Source organism: Oscillospiraceae bacterium MB24-C1 (genome assembly GCA_030913685.1).
Lineage (GTDB): Bacteria > Bacillota > Clostridia > Oscillospirales > Ruminococcaceae > Yanshouia.
This window is the reverse complement of sequence record CP133187.1, coordinates 2930218-2952321: the sequence shown is the minus strand read 5'-3', so window position 1 is coordinate 2952321 and position 22104 is coordinate 2930218. Positions and strand designations below refer to the sequence as shown.

General features: G+C 48.8%; 23 protein-coding genes, 1 tRNA gene and 4 pseudogenes. 9 read left to right on the top strand and 19 right to left on the bottom strand.

Annotation, left to right across the window (positions count from 1 at the left end; genetic code table 11):
• From RBH76_14160 to RBH76_14135, 6 genes and pseudogenes are all read right to left on the bottom strand, one after another.
• Positions 1-913 (bottom strand): annotated as a pseudogene (locus tag RBH76_14160) (DNA-directed RNA polymerase subunit beta').
• Positions 914-967: 54 nt separating this feature from the next.
• Complete coding sequence (locus RBH76_14155) at positions 968-1111, bottom strand: hypothetical protein (GenBank protein ID WMJ83852.1); 144 nt, start codon at positions 1109-1111, stop codon at positions 968-970.
• Between the two features lie 38 nt (positions 1112-1149).
• Positions 1150-4664 (bottom strand): annotated as a pseudogene (gene rpoB, locus RBH76_14150) (DNA-directed RNA polymerase subunit beta).
• Positions 4665-5103: 439 nt separating this feature from the next.
• A complete protein-coding gene (locus tag RBH76_14145) occupies positions 5104-5274 on the bottom strand; it encodes a hypothetical protein (GenBank protein ID WMJ83851.1) in 171 nt (56 codons plus the stop codon).
• Between the two features lie 281 nt (positions 5275-5555).
• A complete protein-coding gene (locus RBH76_14140) occupies positions 5556-5720 on the bottom strand; it encodes a hypothetical protein (protein ID WMJ83850.1) in 165 nt (54 codons plus the stop codon).
• A 451-nt stretch (positions 5721-6171) separates the two neighbouring features.
• On the bottom strand, positions 6172-6606 hold the full coding sequence (locus RBH76_14135) for a hypothetical protein (protein ID WMJ83849.1): 435 nt from the start codon (positions 6604-6606) through the stop codon (positions 6172-6174).
• 217 nt (positions 6607-6823) lie between these two features.
• Between RBH76_14135 and RBH76_14130 the strand changes: the two genes are divergently transcribed.
• Complete coding sequence (locus RBH76_14130) at positions 6824-7252, top strand: hypothetical protein (protein WMJ83848.1); 429 nt, start codon at positions 6824-6826, stop codon at positions 7250-7252.
• Positions 7253-8614: 1362 nt separating this feature from the next.
• Here RBH76_14130 and RBH76_14125 read toward each other — a convergent pair.
• The 6 genes and pseudogenes from RBH76_14125 to RBH76_14100 all read right to left on the bottom strand — a co-directional run bounded on the left by RBH76_14125 (position 8615) and on the right by RBH76_14100 (position 11437).
• Positions 8615-8890 (bottom strand): dephospho-CoA kinase, encoded by a 276-nt coding sequence (locus RBH76_14125; protein ID WMJ83847.1) that lies wholly within the window; start codon positions 8888-8890, stop codon positions 8615-8617.
• A 227-nt stretch (positions 8891-9117) separates the two neighbouring features.
• A complete protein-coding gene (locus tag RBH76_14120; GenBank protein WMJ83846.1) occupies positions 9118-9450 on the bottom strand; it encodes a Sua5 family C-terminal domain-containing protein in 333 nt (110 codons plus the stop codon).
• Positions 9404-9781, bottom strand: coding sequence for an L-threonylcarbamoyladenylate synthase (locus RBH76_14115; GenBank protein ID WMJ83845.1), 378 nt, complete (start codon positions 9779-9781; stop codon positions 9404-9406). The genes RBH76_14120 and RBH76_14115 overlap by 47 nt, the downstream gene beginning before the upstream one ends.
• A 103-nt stretch (positions 9782-9884) precedes the next feature.
• The gene (locus tag RBH76_14110; protein WMJ83844.1) at positions 9885-10109 is read right to left on the bottom strand and encodes a Sua5/YciO/YrdC/YwlC family protein; all 225 of its coding nucleotides are present in this window, start codon (positions 10107-10109) and stop codon (positions 9885-9887) included.
• A 77-nt stretch (positions 10110-10186) separates the two neighbouring features.
• A complete protein-coding gene (gene prfA / locus RBH76_14105; protein WMJ83843.1) occupies positions 10187-11227 on the bottom strand; it encodes a peptide chain release factor 1 in 1041 nt (346 codons plus the stop codon).
• Between the two features lie 13 nt (positions 11228-11240).
• Positions 11241-11437: pseudogene (locus RBH76_14100) on the bottom strand (DUF951 domain-containing protein).
• 244 nt (positions 11438-11681) lie between these two features.
• Here RBH76_14100 and RBH76_14095 point away from each other — a divergent pair.
• The 4 genes from RBH76_14095 to RBH76_14080 all read left to right on the top strand — a co-directional run bounded on the left by RBH76_14095 (position 11682) and on the right by RBH76_14080 (position 14266).
• Positions 11682-12605 carry a S1 RNA-binding domain-containing protein gene (locus RBH76_14095; GenBank protein ID WMJ83842.1) on the top strand — a complete coding sequence of 308 codons (924 nt, stop codon included), beginning with the start codon at positions 11682-11684 and terminating at the stop codon, positions 12603-12605.
• Positions 12606-12720: 115 nt separating this feature from the next.
• On the top strand, positions 12721-13035 hold the full coding sequence (locus RBH76_14090) for a hypothetical protein (GenBank protein WMJ83841.1): 315 nt from the start codon (positions 12721-12723) through the stop codon (positions 13033-13035).
• Between the two features lie 430 nt (positions 13036-13465).
• Positions 13466-13541 (top strand) — tRNA-Thr (locus RBH76_14085).
• Positions 13542-14053: 512 nt separating this feature from the next.
• On the top strand, positions 14054-14266 hold the full coding sequence (locus tag RBH76_14080; GenBank protein WMJ83840.1) for a hypothetical protein: 213 nt from the start codon (positions 14054-14056) through the stop codon (positions 14264-14266).
• A gap of 478 nt (positions 14267-14744) precedes the next feature.
• Here the strand turns inward: RBH76_14080 and RBH76_14075 are convergent, their stop codons facing one another.
• Both RBH76_14075 and RBH76_14070 read right to left on the bottom strand, forming a co-directional pair.
• Positions 14745-14897 (bottom strand): hypothetical protein, encoded by a 153-nt coding sequence (locus tag RBH76_14075; GenBank protein ID WMJ83839.1) that lies wholly within the window; start codon positions 14895-14897, stop codon positions 14745-14747.
• A gap of 33 nt (positions 14898-14930) precedes the next feature.
• Positions 14931-16165: pseudogene (locus RBH76_14070) on the bottom strand (MobA/MobL family protein).
• Between the two features lie 356 nt (positions 16166-16521).
• Here RBH76_14070 and RBH76_14065 point away from each other — a divergent pair.
• Complete coding sequence (locus RBH76_14065; protein ID WMJ83838.1) at positions 16522-16842, top strand: hypothetical protein; 321 nt, start codon at positions 16522-16524, stop codon at positions 16840-16842.
• A gap of 40 nt (positions 16843-16882) precedes the next feature.
• Here RBH76_14065 and RBH76_14060 read toward each other — a convergent pair whose 3' ends face one another.
• Both RBH76_14060 and RBH76_14055 read right to left on the bottom strand, forming a co-directional pair.
• Positions 16883-17506 carry a hypothetical protein gene (locus RBH76_14060; GenBank protein ID WMJ83837.1) on the bottom strand — a complete coding sequence of 208 codons (624 nt, stop codon included), beginning with the start codon at positions 17504-17506 and terminating at the stop codon, positions 16883-16885.
• A gap of 41 nt (positions 17507-17547) precedes the next feature.
• The gene (locus RBH76_14055) at positions 17548-17724 is read right to left on the bottom strand and encodes a hypothetical protein (protein ID WMJ83836.1); all 177 of its coding nucleotides are present in this window, start codon (positions 17722-17724) and stop codon (positions 17548-17550) included.
• Positions 17725-18489: 765 nt separating this feature from the next.
• Here RBH76_14055 and RBH76_14050 point away from each other — a divergent pair.
• The gene (locus tag RBH76_14050; GenBank protein ID WMJ83835.1) at positions 18490-18714 is read left to right on the top strand and encodes a hypothetical protein; all 225 of its coding nucleotides are present in this window, start codon (positions 18490-18492) and stop codon (positions 18712-18714) included.
• A 121-nt stretch (positions 18715-18835) separates the two neighbouring features.
• Here the strand turns inward: RBH76_14050 and RBH76_14045 are convergent, their stop codons facing one another.
• The 3 genes from RBH76_14045 to RBH76_14035 all read right to left on the bottom strand — a co-directional run bounded on the left by RBH76_14045 (position 18836) and on the right by RBH76_14035 (position 20223).
• On the bottom strand, positions 18836-19240 hold the full coding sequence (locus RBH76_14045) for a hypothetical protein (GenBank protein WMJ83834.1): 405 nt from the start codon (positions 19238-19240) through the stop codon (positions 18836-18838).
• A 147-nt stretch (positions 19241-19387) separates the two neighbouring features.
• Positions 19388-19630 carry a hypothetical protein gene (locus RBH76_14040; GenBank protein ID WMJ83833.1) on the bottom strand — a complete coding sequence of 81 codons (243 nt, stop codon included), beginning with the start codon at positions 19628-19630 and terminating at the stop codon, positions 19388-19390.
• Positions 19627-20223 carry a hypothetical protein gene (locus tag RBH76_14035; protein WMJ83832.1) on the bottom strand — a complete coding sequence of 199 codons (597 nt, stop codon included), beginning with the start codon at positions 20221-20223 and terminating at the stop codon, positions 19627-19629. Before RBH76_14035 ends, RBH76_14040 begins: the two co-directional genes overlap by 4 nt.
• 317 nt (positions 20224-20540) lie before the next feature.
• On the opposite strand from RBH76_14035, the gene RBH76_14030 reads away from it, so the two are divergent.
• Together RBH76_14030 and RBH76_14025 are read left to right on the top strand one after the other, a co-directional pair.
• Complete coding sequence (locus RBH76_14030) at positions 20541-20792, top strand: hypothetical protein (protein ID WMJ83831.1); 252 nt, start codon at positions 20541-20543, stop codon at positions 20790-20792.
• 21 nt (positions 20793-20813) lie between these two features.
• Positions 20814-21986: a MalY/PatB family protein gene (locus tag RBH76_14025; protein ID WMJ83830.1), complete on the top strand. Its 1173-nt coding sequence runs from the start codon at positions 20814-20816 to the stop codon at positions 21984-21986.
• Positions 21987-22104 lie beyond the last annotated feature (118 nt).

Sequence of the window (22104 nt, the reverse complement as noted above, 5' to 3'; positions counted from 1 at the left end):
ACGGCGACCGTTATCGATCAGGGCATCAACAGCCTCCTGCAGCATACGCTTCTCGTTGCGAACGATGATATCGGGCGCGCCGAGTTCCAGCAGCTTCGTTAAGCGGTTGTTGCGGTTTATCACACGACGATAAAGGTCGTTTAAATCGCTAGTGGCGAAGCGTCCGCCGTCGAGCTGAACCATCGGGCGGATATCGGGCGGAATTACCGACACAACGTCGAGAATCATCCACTCGGGATGGTTACCGAGGCGCGGAACGCCTCGACAACTTCAAGGCGCTTTAACAGCTTCGCGCGCTTGACCCGCAGCCTTCTCCAGCTCTTCTTTCAGTTCCGACCTGAAAGTGCAGCAAGATCAAGCCCGTTAAAAAGCTTTTAACGGCTTCGGCACCCATACCGGCGTCAAACCTGTCCTCGAGTACGCCTCACGCAGGTCACGATACTCCTTTTCAGAGAGCAGCGCATATTTTTTCAAGTTGGTAATGCCGGGATCAATGACGATTATAAGCCGCGAAATACAGCACCTTTTCCAACAGTCTGGGGACATATTAAGCAGCAGTCCCATGCGGGACGACGTGCCCTTAAAATACCATTACGCCAGATGTGAGAAACCGGTGCGGCCAATTCAATGTGGCCCATACGCTCACGGCGCACCTTGGCACGGGTTACCTCAACGCCACAGCGCTCACAGATTTTGGGTTCTTTATAGCGATACGCTTATAGCGTCCGCAGTAGCATTCCTTAAATCCTTCATGGGTCCAAAAATTCTTTCGCAGAACAGACCGTCGCGCTCCGGCTTTAGGGTACGGTAATTGATGGTCTCGGGGTTTTTTGACCTCGCCGTAGCTCCAGGAGCGAATCTGATCAGGGGAAGCAAGACCAATTTTAATGGACTCAAAAACATTAAATTCCAACTGCTATCCCTCCGTAATTAATCTTCAAAAGTCGTCGTTGTTATTCGTTCCTCATTAAAAGAATCCGATATCATCAAATTCCGACAACAGGCCGTCGTCGACCAGCTCGGGCTCTCCTTCGGTATTCTCAACGGCGAAGCCGCCGGCTTCCAGTTCGCCGTCAACCTCCACGTTGTTGGGTGAACAGCTCCGTGTCAAGCGGGGTCAGCCCCATATTGTCATCAGTCATCAAACTGTTGCTTGAGGTCGATTTCGTTGTTGTCCTTATCCAGCACGCGAACATCAAGCGCCAGCGACTGGAGCTCTTTGATCAAAACCTTGAAGGATTCGGGGATACCAGGCTTGGGAACATTCTTGCCCTTGAACGATCGCCTCAAAGGTCTTGACACGGCCCACCACATCGTCGGATTTCACAGTGAGAATTTCCTGCAGTGTGTAAGCGGCGCCATATGCCTCGAGTGCCCAAACTTCCATCTCGCCGAAGCGCTGACCGCCGAACTGCGCCTTTGCCGCCCAGCGGCTGCTGGGTAACGAGCGAGTAAGGGCCGGTAGAACGGGCGTGAATCTTATCGTCAACAAGGTGATGCAACTTTAAGAAGTACATGTAACCCACGGTTACACGGTTGTCAAATGGTTCCACCGGTGCGCGTCCGTCATAAAGGACCGTTTTGCCGTCGTCGGCAAGACCCGCCTGGAGAAAGTGCTTCGCGAATATCGACTTTCCTTGGCGCCGTCAAATACCGGCGTCATAATCTTAAAGCCCAATGCTGCGGCGGCGCGTCCGAGATGAACCTCAAGCACCTGGCCTTTGATGTTCATACGCGAAGCGAACGCCCAGGGGGTTCAAAACGATGTCCAGCGGCTGGCCACCGGGCAGATAAGGCATATCCTCCTGCGGCAGCAACCGCGCGAAACAACGCCCTTGTTGCCGTGGCGTCTCCGCCATCTTTATCGCCGACAGAAATCTTTACGTTTCGGAGCGATATAGCAACGAACCACCATATATTAACACCCGGAGAAAGCTCGTCGGAAGTTTCTCTCGTGAACACTTTGACATCGACAATGATGCCGTATTCGCCGTGCGGTACGCGCAACGAGGTATCTCTAACCTCACGCGCCTTCTCGCCGAATATGGCGCGCAGCAGACGCTCCTCAGCGTTTAATTCGGTTTCGCCCTTGGCGTGACCTTGCCGACAAGCAATGTCGCCAGCACGAACCTCGGCGCCAATACGAATGATACCGCTGATCGTCAAGCTCTTTAAAACGTCTTCGCCAACGTTCGGGATGTCGCGGGTGATTTCTTCCGGCCCAAGCTTAGTATCACGGGCTTACTAATTTTGTATTTCTTCAATATGAATGGAGGTGTAAACATCCTCCCTTAACCAGTTTCTCGTTGATAAGAACGGCGTCCTCGTAGTTGTAGCCTTCCCACGTCATAAAACCGATAAGCATGTTCTTGCCCAGCGAAATTTCACCGTTGGAAGTTGCAGGGGCCGTCCGCAATCACGTCGCCGACGCCTTGACGCGCGCTCACCCTTTTTGAGAATGGGGCGCTGGTTGACGCAAGGTGCCTTGGTTGCACTACGCATGAATTTCGTCAGCCGGATAGTTGTGGTTAATACCCTGATCGTCGGTGATGCACGACCAGATCGGCCGATACACTTTTGACCACACCATTATGCTTGGAAACGACCACAACGCCGGAATCGACCTGTCTGCCTTGTACTCCCGCTTACCGGTACCAACAATCGGCGACTCGGTTTTAAGAAGCGGAACGGCCTGACGCTGCATGTTCGAGCCCATCAGCGCACGGTTGGCGTCGTCAGTTTTCGAGGAAGGGGATCATCGCAGTCGCGACTGAGACCACCATCTTCGGAGAAATATCCATAAAGTCAACCGATTCGCGGATCCACCTCAAGCGATGGCGTCGCGGTAACGAACTTGGCAGCAACTCTGGGGCGGGCAAAACAATCATCTTCAATCGGCTCAAGTTAGCCTCGGTGCTACAACAAACTCGTCCTCGACATCAGCGGTCATGTAAATGACTTCATCAAGAATTTTGCCGGTACCCCTTGCATACGCGTCGATAAGGAGCCTCAATAAAGCCATACTCATTAATGCGCGCAAAAGTTGCAAGATACGAGATCAGACCGATGTTCGGGCCTTCAGGCGTTTCCAATTGGGCACATGCGGCCATAGTGGCTATAGTGAACGTCGCGAACCTCAAAGAACTTGCGCGGTCACGCGAAAAGACCGCCTGGGCCAAGTGCCGAAAGACGGCGCTTATGGGTCAATTCCTGCCAAGGGGTTAGTCTGATCCATAGAACTGGGACAAGCGGCGAAAGAGCCGAAAAACTCCTTGATGGAAAGCCACAACGGGGCGGATATTGATACGAGGGATTGTGCCGTCACCTCGCCCTGATCCGCTGGCTTTGGGTTGCCATGCGCTCACGTACATGACGCGCTCCATGCGGGAGAAGCCGATACGGAACTGATTTTTGCAGCAGTTCGCCCACCGAGCGAATACGGCGGTTGCCGAGATGATCGATGTCGTCGTCAAGACCTACGCCCACCGAAAGGTTGCACACAAGTAGTTGACGGTGGCGAAAATATCGTCGACGATGATGTGCTTTTGGCACCAGCTCGTCGGCACGCGCCTTGATGGCAGCGGCAATTGCTTCGTCGTCGTTGTTCTGTTCGAGATTATCTCGCGCAGAACACAGAAACGAACCTTTTCTTTTTCGACAATGCCTAGCGCGTCGCAATCGACAAAGTCATGTATATCCACCATTCCATTGGAAATGACTTTAACAACAGCTTCGCCAACTTTTTTGGATATAAACGCAGTCCACGCCAGCGCACTCTATTTTCTGCGCATCCTCGCGGGTCAGGAATGGCGCCCTGCTCATACAAAATTTCGCCGGTCATGGGGTCGACAACCGCCTGGGCCAGCTCACGGTCGGTGATTCGCTGTAGATCGACAATTTTTTGTTGTATTTGTAGCGACCAACCCTTGAAAGATCATATCGCCGCGCGTCAAAGAACAATGAATTAATATGGCTTTTTGGCCGATTCAACGGTAGGCGGTTCACCTGGTCGCAGCTTGCGATAAACCTCTTGCAGCGCTTCGTTGACACTTTTAATGGTGTCCTTTTCAAGGGTTGTTCGTCAATAATTCGCTTTCGCCCAAAAAGCTCCATCATCTGCTCGTCGGTGGCAATACCAGGAGCGCCCGGACAAAGGTGGTGATGGGGCAGCTTGCGGTTTTTATCAGATGCGGGCATAAGGCAAAAATGCTTAAATTAGAATCAGTCTCGTACTCTAACCATGCACCACGGTTAGGAATAACGTGTGGCGGCGAACAATTCCCGGCCGGATTTATCTCTTGTGCGGGAATAATAAAAACGCCGGGCGAACGGGACAAGCTGCGAAACAATAACGCGCTCCGCACCGTTGATTACAAAAGTGCCACTTTCGGTCTATGAGCGGAAAGTCGCCCATGAAAATCTCCTGCTCTTTAATTTCACTCGGTCTCCGGGCGCGATTTAATAGGACTGGTCGTGACGATGAGCGGTGCAGCATAAGTAGTGTCGCGTTCTTTGCACTCCTCAATGGTGTACTTGGGTTTGTCCTCCAATCGGTAATCGATAAAATCGAGAGCACCAGATTACCCTGATAATCGGTAATGGCCGACATGTCGTATTAAACACGTCCTTAAGGCCTTCAAATCGAGGAACCAGCGGTAGGAGTTTTTTGCACCTCAATCAGGTTTTGGCATGTCCAGAACTTCATTAATTTTGCCGAAGTCTCATGCGAACTGTTTTTGCAAGGTTGACGGGTTTCACCTTGCAACATAGGTTTCGCCTCACTCCATTCGTCTATGATTATTAAAAGCTCAAAAAATACAAGGAAACGTTTTGCCGATTTGTAAATTTCTATTGCTTTTTTATTTAGGGTGTGTTAAGATAAACTATGCTAAAGGCAGATACACCCATTATGATACAGTATAACTAGTATATTCCCTTTTTCAAGGTCGCTGTCAATACTTTTCGGGGCTTTTTTACCTTTTTTGCAAAAAAATATTTTACCACAATTGTGATCCTTCTGCAAGAGAGAGGGATTTTTTTATTTTATAACAAAAATGCCAGCCTATAAAATGGTTGGCATTTTTTCACTAATTGTTATACAACTTATCGTTTGTTTTTGCCGCCAGCCAGCCGAGCCAGCAGGATGCCCAATCCGGCGCAAACCGCTATGGCCAGAACTGCACGCAGCCAAAGTGACGCCCAGGCACCACAAGCGCATCTGAAAAACCATATTTTCTTTCCAGAATTAGCGACATCGCCCCCCGTCAGTGCCATGGTTACACCCGCGGCGGCCGTTAAATAAGCTTTTGCTCGTGCGCTGCCTACCCGGATAGCATCCAACTGCAGACGCTGCCAGAAAAAAGAGGAGCAGTGTGATCAAAACCATCCAACCTGTCATAAGCTGTCCCTCACTGCCATCAGGCTATAGAAAAATACAGGCAAAATGGTGACATATTAAAATATGTATTCGTCCCGAGCCGAGCGAACGCATGTGATCTATTCAGCGCACTGTATATCAGCTATTTAGCAGTCTTTTTGCAAACTCGCGGGCGTTCTCAGTCTTGTCCAGTGTCCATAAAATCATGATCATACCCCAAATCTCGTTCGCATAGCATGCCCGCATAAGTTAATTGAGAGTGCTTGCAATAGCGGATCATACCGACCTCGAACAGATCAGCGCCCTTTTCCGGGCGATAGCCACAGGTAACGAGTAGCACCATCTTCTTCCCCGCCCATAACGCCGGGCCTTTTTTATCGCCATAATATTTGTTCGTTTTCCGCCGAACATGATCCGATCGAGCATCGCCTTCATCATTGGCGTGCAGTACACCATGAGGGGGGGAAGTAGATCGGCGTCGCTAACTACAATAATAATGTCACAGCTGCAAACTTTATCAAAAAAAAAGAAATTTTCTGCATGTGTCGTCGTTGTACCGGCAACCAAACCTCGACCAGTCTGTCTGGCATGTTCTGCATACCGTACACGGATGAATCGTCTGATCATAAAGCCAGATCAACTCCTGCTCTGCCCCACCGTCAACCAGCGACTGCATAAAACGGCTTTAAAAACAAGGCTGTGTTTTCCGTTTTACCTTGGAAACTTCCCATAAGTATCAGGAGCACTTCTTAATGACATCCTCCTTCAAAAATATCCAACCAGGTATATATGCGCTAAACCCGGCCGTAGGTTGCGGCTTGGCCGGGCTTTGGCGATACTTTTATTTGTGGTATTCGACGGAAAGCGCGGGAATGTCTGGTAGACATCTCTGCCGGGAGACGGACCTCGAAGGGCGCATGCATCGAAGAAGAACCGGGCACGCCAACGTCTGGCGACATTGAGCGCCGCGAGTCATACGTTGCCACTGCGTTGCCGCCTGCGCCGGCATCCACCTTGCCAAGCTCACCGGTCTGCCACTGAACCTTTGCTACCCGTCCGACCCAAGCTTCTGATCTCACCCATGAATTCGGCCGAGGCATCGTTGAAGTGGTGGAAGCTTTACCGCGTGAACCGGTATGTTGGTGATCACCACACCCGTAGTTGCAATAAGAAGCGTTATTCTTCTCGTGCATCTCGCCGCGGAAAAGGTCGGGTCGTACACCTTTCACGTTGACATCCGCCGACAAGCAGCTTGATTTTGAGAAACACCGTTCTGCCAGCGGAGTCCGGGTCGTTGCCTGCCGGATCTTCGTAATAAAAATACTGCAAGGAATTTTTGACTGCAACCCCGAAATTACCCTCAGAGCCGGTTTCTTCTTTTGCATCGGCGACGCGACACCGTCACCACCGTGCGACTAGGATTTGTAATCTGAAGAGCCGCCATTGGTGAGTGTAAGCGGAGCACGCGGTCTCGTCATGGCCGTAAGCACCGACAAAGCTGCGGTCAAGCCCGTCACTATTGCCCTTAAAGGCCGGTACCATCGTCAGCTCGGCAGAGAGAAAAATCCGCCTCGGTCCAAGTTTTCCATATTTTTCATTGAGCAGCTTGAGGATGGCCAACTTGACCCGCCTCTCGCTTTCTTTGTCGTCTGCGGAACATTTCTGCCCCCGACTAAGGCGTTGAGCGCCTCTCGCTTGATGATGTCAGCGCCGCTTGCGCTGCATCTGTTCACTGGCCAAATGTGGCAGCAGGTCATTGTTGATGGTAAAGACCGGGTCTGTCTTCCTCTACCGATGATGACCGGATGCCCCGCTCGCCTGCCGTCAGCGCGTACGGTAACGCCATGCAGAGCCAGCGGAATCGCCGTCCACTGATGTTATTTTTACGATGCCGCCATAATAGTGGGTCTTAAACTTGTCGCAAGCTGCGTCTCTTCATCGCTGGGCGGGGCTTTAGGTCAATGCGCGGCACGTCGTTAATGATGCGACCGTCTTGCGCCGTTTTCCAACGGTTCGGTACCGATAGTGCAAAGCACAAGCGCCTTGCCGCGGTTATTATAAGAACACGCGGTCGCCGGCTTTATATTGAACGCGAGGATCAAATACGCGAAACCCCTTCTCGCGCACGCCATAGAAGAAATCGCAACTTCCACTGCCTCGCGCTCCGTCTTGGCAAGATCGAGGAATTTTTATACCCCCTCGCACAAAACAGGTCGGCCTTTTTCCCACTCGCTTGTCGTCAAAAACAGCTCGCCCGCATTTTTAGGCGTATAGCAAAGCTGCTCCTTTAAAGCTGCGCCTCGGACTTCTTCTTGTCTGTCATGATGCTCACTCCTTATAAAGCCGGGTGCATTCGCACCACGTCGAAAAATAATAGTCTGTAACGCTTGCCGTAAACTTTCCGTGGCGTAAACCTGCGCCGCGTGTTTTACTCTCGGAACATATTGTGCGGTATCCTTAAACTTGGAATATTCTAAAAAAGTGTGACACCGTCACTGCTGTATTCTTCAGTAGAAAGCGGCATTTTTTTACACTGCCCCACCCTGCATGATAAGCCGCCAGTGCTTCCTCCGGCTAGCCGGAACTCGCTTTAGCAAACAGCGAAAAAATATAAGTGCCATAACGGATGGTTGGTTTCGGGGTCAAATAAATGCTCGTAGAGGGCCTCGTCATCACCGCAGCGCCAAGCGTGCCCATTCGAACGTCTCTTCGGTGATCTTGCATTAGGCCGCGCGCACCAATAGGTGTGAGACTGCATCGGGTCGAAATCGGCTCTCGAGTATGGATAATACCATATACAAGCTGACGCGGGAGAAAGCCCGTATTCCGCCGCATATTGCTCAACCGCATCGGTATACTTGAGTGGATAAATGCATTTTTGCAGCACCAACCAGCTAGCCAGCAGGCACCAGCGCCAACCCCAAACAATGATATTATGGCCCGGCGTTTGATTCTGCTTTTTTTTTTTTTTTTTTGCGCCCTTTGCGACCGCGCGTCACTGGGCATTCTCTCCTGGCACTTTCAGGCGCGCGACAGGTTTTTCAGTTGTGCACCTGCCCTTCGAGATCACACTGCTCGCGCGGATGGCGCGCTGGAGCATTCCTACCAGCTCAAGTGTTTTTAACATGTAGCTCCTGCTGAGTCCTTGTCGTTGACAATGACAATCTGTGAGCGCGTGGTGTAATAGGCGTCGTTGTCATGTTGCGCAGCAATGCGACGACGCGCCTCTTCCGTCGGTCAGATGATCCACGCACAACGATGCGATTGAGGCGCAACTTGCCTCGGGTTGGCGATAACCGCAATCACCGAGTCGCAGTCGGCGTCAATGCCGCTTTCCAAACAGGGTTGGGGCATCCAAGTATCACAACCCGTTTTACCCTGAGCTTCAAGCTGTTCAATCTTATCTTTTAAATGGCTGCGAATATACGGAAAGATCAACGTGTTGTAGCCGCTCAAGTTTTTAGAATCGCCAAATACAATTTCAGCAAGCTTTTTGCGGTTTAATGTCCCCATCCATATTCAAAATAGCCATATTGAAAATTCCAAGGCCATGTCAGCCAGGCAGCCCTTTTTTTTTTTTTTTTTTTTTTTTTCATTAGCGACCACCTCGCGTGAAACTGCGTCCGCAGATCTCCGATAACTGTAGCGATACCTTGCGAACGAATAATCTTAGAAACGCTCGGTTTACCGGCTTGCCAGTCTACCCTGCCCGGTCCAGGCCCCAATCACGCAAATTTTTCTCATAGCTTAATCACCTCAAAAGCCGCAGCGCGCAGCATGCGGTTATAAACCCCGAGAGATGCACCATCTCGGTCAGGGCACCGGGCATAAACAAGTTTTGCACCACACTCATCGAGCTGCCGCAGCGACGCAAATAACTCCCGGTTCTGGCTGGCCGCATCATGCGCCCGGCCGTAGGTGATGCAGGGCTTTAGTACCAGCGACTGCTCACCCTCAAACACCAACCCGTAGGTTTTAGGCTCGGCGGCGTTGTTGAGCAGCTTAATGTAGGATTCCAGATCCGACTCAACTAAAACAACGCGCGCCCGCGGCGCGTAATGCCGGTATTTCATACCCGGTGAAGTCGGAGCGCTCCCCCGTCTTGAGCGGCCTGCTGACCGCCTCGGAAATGGCGACGGTCTCGCCAAGTACTTTAGACAACATCTCGACCGTAATAGCACCTGGGCGCAGCAGAACAGGCTTGTCCACCAGCGAAACCACCGTCGATTCAATGCCGACATCGCAGGCACCACCATCTAAAACAAGTGGAATTTTTCCGTTCAAATCCTTTAAACAATGCTGCGCTGTCGTCGGCGATGGCGACCCCGAGAGATTGGCCGAGGGTGCTGCCAGCGGCAACCCCGCGGCCTTGATCACGGCACGGGCAGCCGGGTGTGAAGGCATGCGAACCGCCACCGAGTCCATGCCCGCCGTTGTGGTAACGGGCACTAAATCGCTTTAGGCAAAATAATGGTCAACGGTCCCGGCCAAAAGGCTTCCGCCAGCGCTAGCGCACGTTTGGAAGTAAATTGGCGACCAGAGATGGCCACATATCCAGGTCGCTGATATGCACAATCAAAGGGTTATCCTGTGGGCGACCTTTGACCGAGAATATTTTTACTGCGGTTTCATCCAGTGCATTGGCAGCAAGACCATATACCGTTTCGGTCGGGATGGCAACCACCCGCCCGGCCTGCAGCAGCGCCGCTGCCCGCCTGCACGCCGTTTTCATCACAGCCGAGCACCTGTGTCATAGGCACCTTCACTACGCCTGCCCTTCTGCCGCACGTTTGAGCTTTTCGGTCCTGGTCATAGGTGATCCAACGTCGAAAAAACATCATCTAGGTCACCGTTCATGATCGAATCAAGCTTATAAAGGGTCAGACCGATGCGGTGGTCGGTCAGTCGTCCCTGCGGAAAATTATAGGTACGGATGCGCTCTGAGCGGTCACCTGTACCCACCTGACTGCGGCGTTCGGCCGCAATTTGGTCGGTCTGCTCCTGCTGCATCTTCTCATAAAGGCGCGAGCGTAACACCGTCATGGCTTTCTCGCGGTTTTTGTGCTGGCTGCGTTCGTCCTGACATTCCACAACCATGCCGGTAGGAAGGTGAGTAATTCGAATAGCCGATTCAGTCTTGTTGACGTGCTGGCCACCCGCCCCGCTTGCACGATAGGTGTCAACCTGAAGATCGCCTGGGTTAATATCGATTTCAACATCCTCCACCTCTGGCAACACGGCCACCGTGACAGTGGAGGTGTGTATACGCCCAGAGGCCTCGGTATCTGGTACGCGCTGCACGCGGTGAACACCGCTTTCATACTTCATGCGCGAATAGGCCGCTTCGCCTTGGAGCATAAAGCACACCTCTTTAAAGCCGTGTAACTCGGTCTCGTTGCAAGAAATCAGCTCGCTTTTCCAGCCTTTTGAGTCGGCATACATGCAATACATACGGTAGAGCGACGCAGCAAAAAGCGCCGCCTCCTCGCCGCCCGCACCGCCGCGAATTTCCACAATAGCGGACTTGTCGTCGTCTGGGTCCTTGGGCAGTAACAATATTTTAAGCTCCTCGCCACAGCCGTCAAGCACCTTCTGGCTCTCGAGCAGCTGCTCCTGCGCCATTTCTTTAAGCTCACGGTCAAGCCCGGCTTCGTCGAGCAGCTCGCGCGCCTCGTCATTGGCGGCTTTAGCATCCTGATATTCGCGGTATTTTTCCACGAGCGGCGTCAGGGCCTTATATTCTTTCATCAACGACTTGTACAACGCATTGTCGTTGACGACGGTAGGGTCCATAAGCTTGCGACTGATTTCATCATAACGCAGCTCGGCGGATTTTATCTTATCGAGCATAATGTTCCTCCGTTTATCCTTCTATGGGGGGCTCGGGATGAATAATCTGTTTAATGTGGCGCTCAACCTTTGGGCGGGGCACCATGACCTCTCGACCGCAGCCCTTGCAGCGGATGCGAAAGTCAGCACCTGAACGCAGCACCAAAAATTCTTTTGACCCGCAGAGTGCGGCTTTTTCATCAACAGGGTATCTCCTACCCGTACATCCATCGGTTTCCCCTCCTTACACTACTTCAATTTGTTATTATAACAGATATCAGGCTGCACTGGCAAATATTTTTTATAGTGGCGCACCGTAAAATAACCTTTAAAAATAACGGCATTTTAAAAGTGTATTCGCCTAAAAAACGTTATAAATTCAACCGCTGCTTCTAAACCCTCTCTCACAAGAATAAACATAGAATCGGCAGGATATCCACACCCTGCCGTGTCAAAAAAGAGGGGGCATCCGCAAATGGAATTTTATCCCGAAGGTCATCTGATCGAAACCACACAAAATACCCTGCGCATTTCTAATCTCTTCGCGCTTTCGGAAGCGTCTAAAAACGGCGACATTCTCGAAGGGCGCGCCATTATATGCGATTCTTCCCACAACCTTATCGTCGAGCTTGGCGGCGGGCTCAAGGGTATCATCTCGAGGGAAGAAGGCGCATTGGGCATAAAAAGTGGCGAAACACGCGATATTGCTATGATCTCTCGCGTTAACAAGCCCGTGTGCTTTACGGTTGTCGGATTTGAAACAATCGGCGGGCAAGTTACACCAATGCTCTCACGCCGTGCTGCGCAGCAACGCTGCAGTGAGCAATATCTCTCCCGTCTGCGTCGTGGTGATGTCATCCGCGCACGTACCACCCATTTAGAAGGGTTCGGCTGTTTTGTAGACATCGGTTGTGGCATTTCGTCAATGGTCCCGATCGACGCCATCTCGGTTTCGCGCATCTCCCACCCGCGTGACCGCTTCAGCCTTGGCCAGGATATTCGCGTTGTTGTGCGCGATATTGAGCCCTCCGGCCGAATTTGTTTGACCCATAAAGAGCTACTGGGCACCTGGGCTGAAAATGCAGCCCGCTTTTCAGCGGGAGAAACGGTCGCGGGCATTATTCGTTCGGTGGAATCTTACGGTATATTTGTCGAGCTGACCCCGAATCTGGCCGGCCTGGCCGAGCCGCGCGCGCAGGTCAGCTGTTCACAACACGCGAGCGTTTACATTAAAAGTCTGATACCACAGAAAATGAAGGTAAAGCTCATTATTGTTGACGCCTTCACTGCCCAGTATCCCCCGATGCCACTGCAATACTTCTTCGAGGGCGACCACATGGACCGCTGGCAGTATTCACCACCCGATTCAGCACGCCTTGTGGAGTCGGTATTTATATAACTCCAGAATATTTGTTCTCTTTTTTTACAAAACCCCTTGCATTAGAACATGCGTTCGTGATATAGTATAAAAAGAACAGTTGTTCCAAGCTACCAATTCCAGGAGGAGATTAAATATGAAAAGATTAAGCAAAAAGTTTTCTGTGTTGTGCCTTATTGCCGCTGCTATCCTTTCTTTGACGATAGGAGTTGGGCTGCCCCGCATTCAGGCCTTCGCTTCCAATACAATTTCCCGCCTGTTCCCTGTTGCGTATCAGATTACATATCGCAATACCGATGCGCAGCCGGTTATAGCACCGGCGCACTTTCTGGCGGATAACGCCATCATCACCACACCCTCCGGAGATACAGCCATTCCCTTTCGGACGCCGTATTCGTATGTCTGCAAAACGAACTGCGCACTCAAAATATACTGCGCAGCGGCTTGCTAACTGCACTTATCATATTAGCGGCCGTCAGTCTCACGATTGCACTTGTTGCAGCGGCCTTTTCTAACCAAAAACGCAAGGCATTAACCGGTTCAAAGCGCCACACGCGCACCACACCGCGCTACACAGCCGCTTGTGTTCACCGCGTCCCCACAATGCCAAGCGTCGCATAATTTATCATTTTTAAAGTACCACACAATATTTTAAACGGCTCTTGATACAATCGCACAGTCTTTTGACTGTGCGATTGTATCATTACACCTTTTTCATATATTGTCAAAGTCCATTGGAACCATGTCGCAATTTTTAAAATATAAGTCTATATTTGAATTAAAAAGAATAAAAAAGAAAATGATTAAATTATATTGACAACCGATACACTATCGGCTATAATAATCAACGTTGCACCAACGCCAACAACAAAATTCAATATGCTGCTATGGCTCAGGTGGTAGAGCACGTCCTTGGTAAGGACGAGGTCACCAGTTCGAATCTGGTTAGCAGCTCCAAAATATCATTCCTCGGTTCATTGAGATCCGAGGAATGATATCTCTATATAGTCTTATAGTTTTACTATAGAGCAAATCGTTGTTTATTTTTCAAAGTACAAAAGAAAGACCATGATGCCGTTAACATCATAGCCTTTCTGGTTTAAACACCTTTCGGTGTCTATTGGCATAGATAAGTCCATTGATGCGTTTGGGGCATCGTTTGGGCGCAAGCCTTTTAAAAGCTGGTTACTTCTATCAGGCTATGGGAAGAAGCTTAACGGCATAAACAAGACGGCAGGTTAACCGAGAGGTTGTCCTGCCGTCTTTCTTTGTGTGGGTTCATCGGAAATACCATCAGCGTTCGCATACTATGCAATCAGGGACATTTTTAATTCCTTTTCGCCAATGTGCTCTGTCCTCGAAAAATATTTATCAAAAATTCTTTTTAAAATTTATATTATGATTAGGAGCATAAAACGACTTGCCTGCGCTCCTTCCATGTGCTAAGGAAAATATAGGAGGAACAAAAAGTGGCTAAAAATTTGAAGTTTCCGGAAGCATATCATATTCTACTTAAATGCACTATTGAAATTTCAGAATTGCAACTTGTTCACGACATAAATATTGTTCCTTTAAATGGTGATAAGGTAACGTGCCATATTGCTTTTGCGACAATTATTGAATACAACGGCAAGTTTTATAGCGGAGAAATTATTTCACCCGAACTCCTTTGCTTATGCTAAGAAAGTCCAATTGAACAACGCCTCTGCTCCGTCACGTTCTTCATCCGTTAAACACAAAACAGAATCATTCGATTCCGTGATTTTTTCGAGATATGTCACAATCTCGGCAGCGTAGCCGCATTCAAAATAAAACCAGGTTAGCAAAGGCTCCAAATAGAAAGTGAAATAAAATTTTCTGCATTCAGGTAACCAATACTAAATCAAGTAATGTGTTGCGAAAAATGTTAGGCAGACGCTTATTACTGTATCCTTTAATGTGCTTTTCATTACGTTCATGTTGTCCTACAACCAATAAGGCAAGTTTATAACGTAATGCTGGTGTAAGCTTTTGGTGCCGATTATTTTTATCCATGATTCATCGTTCTCTGTCATCGCGCCGGTGAGATTTCACCGGCGCTTTTTGTTTTTGTTCGTGTGTAGGCTCAGGCGCGCGTTGTTGACGGTCGGGCTTGGATGGCACCGAGAAGTTGGGTAACGGCTACTCCGGATGGGGTAGACCAAGCAGCTCGCGCATGTAAAGCTCTGCGGAAGCCCACAAGCGAAGCTCCTCATGCGATTCATGCCACTTGGCGGCTAACTTGTCGCGACGTGCTTCCAGCTGCTGAAGCTTCGAGAGGTCAACGTTCTTCAAGCGGTCAATTTCGGACTGAGTCGGACGAATTCATCATTGAACGTGTGCAGCCTGTGCCTTACGCACGCCGGCGACAATATCCGCATAGTTTTGTACGCCATGCGTAGCAAGGAAGTTGTGCGTACCGACGGTATTATGCAGGGCATTGCGGTTGTTGTCGGCGCAATGCGGCGCGGGTGATTTTGCCGCAGGCTCCGCTTGCCGTGCCGCCTCATAGGGGGCATGGCTCCGCTCACCCACAGCATTGGTTGTGGGTGCTTCAAGCCGCTGCGGCGGCTTCTTCTCCGACGAAAGCGGGCGGCTTTCGTCCTTTTCTGGGGTGCAGGGCGCTCCCTGTCGCACAGCACCGTGTAACGGTGCATCAGTGCACCTTTGGGCATCCTGGCTGCGCACGCTTTGCCCGGGTTGCCCGCCGGACTGGGCGACCTCCGGTCGCTGAGGCCGGCCCTCGGCCGATTTCTCTTGCCCTCCGCCGACCAAGGATGGCTCGGATACCCTCGCCTTTCTGGAACGCCACTGACGCGCCTTCGCTTGTTCAAAAATGGACTGTGCCGTCTCCCATAAGCCTGTTGGCTCAATCCCCAGGTCGGCCATTTCATTGCACGCTGCAACGGTACGGTTATAGTTTCCTTTCTCAGTGGAAACACCTTTGCGTTCCAGGGCGGTAGCCTCCTTGCCCATGTGCATAGTCGGCTGACGGTGGATGCCCTGCTCAATATAGCTGCGGTGGTCAACTCGATATGGTAGCCCCTTTGCTTCGTAGCACTCGTTACAGGCAACTGCCCACTGTGCTCGCCAGGATAAATAAAGCGTCTTGTCGTTCCACCCGGTGAGATCCACGTTGCGCGATTTCCATTCGCCGTTGGCACCCATGATGCGGTCGCCATTCCGGTCGGTGATATACTCCTTTCGAGATTTGGTTTTCCACCATGCGCCGGATTTGGTCATCGGTGTACGTGGGGGTTGTGATCCTTGCCGCCCTTGTCTTTGATGTGATAGGCCACGTCGGCACACATGCCCTTGGCCACAAAATTCTTCTGTACAAAGTCGCGCACCAGGGCAATGTTTTCTTCCCTGGTAAATTCGCCCGGCAGGGCAATGCGCAGCTCACGGGAAAGCTGTGCGTTGCTCTGATGCTCCGCCAGCTCCACGGCGTTCCAAAGCCTCTGCCGGTCGTGATAGCGGCCGGGTGCATTCGGGGGTAGCATAATCTCGGTATGGACAACGCCTCCTTTTCGGGTATAGTCGTAGACCTCACCGGTGCTCATCGACGAGACGCGTGCCGGCGCGATAGGCTGCGGCCGCAACAGAGGCCGAGCGCCGGCTAGCGGCTTTCTCCGATACAGACCCGTCTTGATTCATTTTGATGCTTCTACCGCGGCCAATAATCTGGCCGTGAAAGCTGTATAATGCCATGCGCTCCACCTCCCTTCAGGTATTCTTAATACTATGATACCGAAAGCTGAAGGCGGGTTACAGGTGGTTTGAGTGTAGAAAAACCCAAGGCTTTCCGGCGACATTTTTGTCGCGCGGAAGGCCTTGACACTCGTTTTCACCAATGATAGAGTGAAATTATAATCAACAGATAGGAGCATAAATATGGGCGAAAAGAATACTAGACCGGATGAACCGGCTTTATAAAGAGCACCATGCGGAACAACACCAGAAAGCAGCAATTCAGGACACCATGATACAGCCAACCGTCTCAGTTGTGCACAGGGCACCGACCAGTAGCGAGAACATCGACGCACCGGCCAGCCCGGACGAACTGCGCCGCGCTAGGGCACACCGTCTTATTCAAGTTGGTGCCATCTACGATCAGTACATGGGCACCCGCGACATGACGCCCGATCAGGTCATAACTCTGATGAGCCGGATCAGCAAGCTAGACAACGTACAGGAGATTATAAATCTGCCCATTTTCATTAGCGGGCAAATTACATGACATATTACATGACATATAATATTAATCTGAACGCTCGATATTACTCAAACTTATAGGTTATAAACTTTATATAAGCAGTATATGTCTCTTCCTTATTCTGATGGACATCAAGATGAATTCCATACTTATCGTCAGAATATATATATCTTGGCTCCGAGCGAGGTTCAAATACTGAAAATTGGTTGCGTGCATCATCCATTAGTGATACAAGCGTTTCCTCCAAAAACTCTGGTGCAAATTCGCCACCACTTAATATATTTTGTACTTCACAAGCCATATGTAGAGATGCAGCATCTGGTAGAGATTGTTCCGGTGTTTGACCTGGTACCATCGTGATTATTAAAGTGTATTTTTCGGTACCATTCTCATTTTCAAGAATAATATCCATGCCACCGTTAGAAAACTTACATAAAACTCTGCGCATATATCGCATATTGTCCCATGGGTTAACTTCATGAAAATCCACACCATAGTTTTTCAATATATCTTCGATCTCAGACATACGGTTGTCAAATCTTATTTTTGATTCTTCTGATGTTATTCTGGAGCGAAAAGTGTGTCGGAGACAACCATAACCCCAGAACCCAAAGACTAATATTGCTAAGATAATAGCAAGCCATTCCCAACGCCACCTTCGAATAGTATTAAAAAGTGCTCTTTTCATAGAATCACCCTTCGCAGCAGTATTTAAAATTAATAGCAATTTCAAACTGAGTAATCACTTGCTCCTTTTGCGAAAACCAGCCCATTGTTTGCTATTTTACCTTTGTAATTGCCAAGCATATGCTTTAAACCTTTAGTGAAAATTTCTTCATAGCTAATATCTTTGTCTAACCCAAAATCATAAGTATCTTGCGCATAGCACTCAAAAATCCATCCCATTTCTTGATCATAGGAAGCGCGATAGTAAATATCTAATTTCCCAAAAGAGTAATATAAATCAAGATCATTACCTTCAGCTAGTTTTAACCATCACCGTACGGAAGATTGTCCCAGATATAGTCTGTCAACACAACAGTGTTGTAGGGATCCTTTTCAAAATACTGCATTAATTTATTCTGCCTACAGGCGGTAAAAATTCTTTAAGAGCACTTCTTGTCTCTTGGTCTAGTATAGTGTTTTCTACCAGTTTACCACATTTTGGGCGGAAATCCTTTAAATTAATAATTGCTTTTTTTAACTCTTTTTTTCACGTTACTGTATCCCATAAACTCCCTCACTTTCTGATTATCAGAAAAATGTTTTTTACAAAATTAACTGTAACAGCTTGTGAATGTGACTTTCAATGGTCAATTAGCTAATGTCGTCAGAACGTGACTTCGTGTAACCAATAGTGTGGGTAAAGTTTTGGTCGAGCTTTTTCAAAAGCTCGCGGATTCCAAAGGCGGCGCCTTTGGCGGCACTTCAAATGTCCGTTCTAAAAATCCCAAACGATTGGGATTTTGAGCGCTTTGCATACCTCGGATAGCTGTCATAGAGCAACAAGCTGCCCACCAATTTACGGTGGACAGCTTGTTCTATAACTTACAGTTTTTCGGTAGCGGCAGTTAGCACGGTTTTCAGCGCTGTCTTTAGCTTTACGGCGGTTTCCTTATCCTCGCCCTTTTCCATCTTGATTAATAAGCCGTTAAGCTTGTTGATGCAAGTTTGCAAATCCTCAAAGTGGACAGCGAAAACAGTGGTGTCGGTGTTCGCCAGTTTAAGCTTCTTTTCCAGTTCGGCGGCGCAAGTCTGCGCGGCTTTGAGTTCAGCGGCTACCGCGGCGTCCTCCGCTTCTGCTTTTTAAGCTTTTTCTCAAGGGTTGCTTGCTTTTTCTTTTCTTGGGCTATCGCCTTTTCGGTTTCCGTCTTGGCGGTTCCTTTGCTTTTTTAAGCTTTTCTTCCAACTCAGCAACTTTCTTTTTCTCGGCGGCTATCACCTTTTCGGATTCAGCTTTGCCGCTGCCCTGCGCCTTTTTAAGCCGTTCTTGTAATTCGGCAATCTTCTTTTGTTCCTAGGCAACTGTCTTGTCGGCGGCTACCTTGGCGTTTTCGTCTGCCGTTTTCAGCTGTTGCTCCAGTTCGATAACCTTTTTCTTTTCCTCAGCAACGGCTTTTTCGGCTTCGGTTTTCGCTGTATCCTGCGCCGCCTTTAATCTTTCTTCAAGCTGTTTTTGCTGTTTGATGGCCTTTGCGGTTTCCTCAGCACTGGTGGCAATCACCGTGTCCAGTTCTGCTTTAGCCTTGGCGCGGGCTTCTTCCTCAGCCTTGGTTTGCAGGGTTTTCAATTCCTCCTCGCTGATCTTACCGGATTTTGCTTTGAGTGCGGCAATCTCGCTTTGCAGTTTCGTGAGGTTTTCGGTTGCCGTCTTACCCTGGCTTTGAAAAAAGTTTTTATATGCCGGCTCAAGGTCGGGCAACGCAGTTCTTCAGATCGCCGCCATTCAGGCGGTTCGATATCAATTTAAATAAAAAAAGTGGTCGTGCATCTAAGCACGACCACTTTTTAATTGCTGTAATAGTACAGGTATTGCACTCAATAATCTCCCGGGTGCCAGGATCATCGCCTACTGCACGCCTTTAGCCTCCACAAACCAATTATTTTCCTCAAGGAACCGGTAGGTGCGTGTGCGCCCTATCCGCACCAGATACCGGATTCCTGTACCGCCGACTTTCGTCGAAGCGGCCGGCCGAATGTCCAGCACCTGGTCTATTTCAAACGTACGGCCGTCATCCCATTTGACCGAAACAGGGATGATCTTGTCGTCCAACTGGTATTTCGCCAACACTTCTACGTCAACCCGCCTCATAAAATGCCGCCTCCTCCATTAAAATATCCCGTCGGGTGGATCGTATTCTCATCCTTGGGATTCATGTGTGCAAAATCTTTGTCGGCCATCACGATTCCCCGCCGAACACAATTATGACCATACCGCCGACGTAACCAGTTCACCGTGAGCTCCAGCTTCTGCTTTTCCTCTCGTTTCTGCCAGTCGCAGAACATATCCAGCTGGATGACCTCATTCTTGTGGGAAAAATCCGATACGTTGACGCCGATAGAACGAATGGGTTCTTCCCAGTGGTAGTGTCTTTGGAATAAGGCAAGGGCCGCATTGGAGATTTCCTCCGTCAGGCAGGTGGTATGCTCCAGCGTGCACTGCCGCGTGAAGGAACGCAGTTTGCAGTCACGCACCGATATGGACACGACACGCCCCAGAAATCCGTTATCCCGCATACGCTCTGCCACACTGTCTGACAGGACATAAAGCATAAGTTTGACATCCTCGTCACTGATCAGGTCGCGCGGCGTGGTGGCGCTGTTGCCGATGCTCTTTATAAGGCACTCGTCGCCGTATGTTGCGACGGGTGAAGTATCGTAGCCGTTCGCAAAGCGCCAGAGCATAATTCCCTATTTACCGAATCGCAGTTCTAGCATTCTAAGGTCTGCGCCGGCCAGCTGGCCAATGGTCAGATACCACCGTCGTAGAGCTTTCGTGATGTGGCGCTACCAACGTAAAGAAGATCCTTTGCGGGCAACGGCCATAACGCGAAGTCCATCCAACGGTAGGTGGTTAGTAATTATACGCAATTAGAATTAACCGCAGATTATAGCAAAAAAATGATAAGTTTTTCGCCCATTATTATGATAAAATGTAATATATAGCGCTGTTAAAAATTGTAAGTTGAAAATTATCAGCCAAAAGGAGCTTTGTTATTGGTGTGGAAAACCTGCAACTTCATCAATGCCTATGCCTGTTTTTCCACCCGAAAATCGACCACGTTACACTCTTATCAGAATCAGAGGTTGCGCCTGTAACTGTTGCGATAAAGTCTTGTGTTTTGCCTTTTACTACGCTTGCAGTTGACGGCGATACCGTCACAGAGCTAACAGTTGCACTTGGTGTTATAACTGTTATCGTTTTCGTGCCACTTTTGCTTAATTACCAGACTAAAAACGCCGTAAGGCTGTAATTAAAGAAAGGATGCTTAACTATGACATACAATTTTGATCAAATAGTTGACCGCACTGGAAATTTATCTGCCAAGTATGACGAAAGAGAAAAAAAGTTTGGCACCAATGACGTAATTCCTCTATGGATTGCAGACATGGATTTTAAAACAGCACAACCTATTATTGATGCTTTAAAGGCGCGTGCAGAAGAAGGCCTGTGGGGATATACTACACGGCCTGCAAGTTATTTCGAAGCTATTAAGGGTTGGCAAAAGCGCCGTAATAATTGGGATATAGATATTTCCTGCATGAGCTTTTGTTTAGGGGTAGTGCAAACATTATCTGCAATGGTGCAACTTTATACCCCTATTGGCGGTAGCGTGCTAATTCAAACACCTGTTTATGGTGAGTTTTATGATATGGCAGAGTTTGCAGGACGCAAAGTTGCAGAAAACCAAATGATTGAAGTTGATGGTAAATGGGGCGTAGATTGGGAGGATTTTGAACACAAGCTTAAACAAGTTGATATGTTTATGTTTTGTAACCCCCATAATCCACTTGGAATTGTATGGACAGAACAAGAATTACTTAAAATGATGCAGCTTTGTCTAAAATACCATGTTTTGGTTATTAGTGATGAAATACACTCAGATTTAATATTTCATAACAAAAAGCATATCCCGTCTGCTGCATTATCAAAAGAATTTGCTGCTAATGTAGTTACAGCAATTTCAGGTACAAAAACATTTAATCTTGCAGGACTGCAAGCAAGTGCTGTTGTATTCCCTAATACCCATATGAAAAAAGTTTTTGATAATTTTTGGATGAATATGGATATTCATCGTAACAATGCATTTTCTGTTATAGCTATGGAAGTTGCATTTAACGAGGGGGAAGAATGGCTTACACAACTGCTGCCATATATAAGCGCAAATTTTGATTATGTGGTAGATTACTGCCAAAAAAATATACCTCAAATAAAAACCTATGCTCCAGATGCAACTTATTTAATGTGGCTTGATTGCCGAGATTTAGGTATGACAAACGAGCAACTGCATGATTTTATGATTAAAAAGGCAAAGCTTGGTTTAAATGACGGATATGCATTTGGCAAAAATTTAAACGGCTATATGCGGTTAAATGCAGCCTGTCCCCGCTTTGTACTGGAAAAAGCTATGAAACAACTGGAGGATGCGGTAAAAAATCATTTATAATTTCTATTGAGCTTATTTACCAAATTTATCAAAACTAAAAAATCCCTTGAAATCGGCATCTTAAGACCGCTTTCAAGGGATTTTACATTTAATAGAGGTGTTTTTTAGCAATTTCATT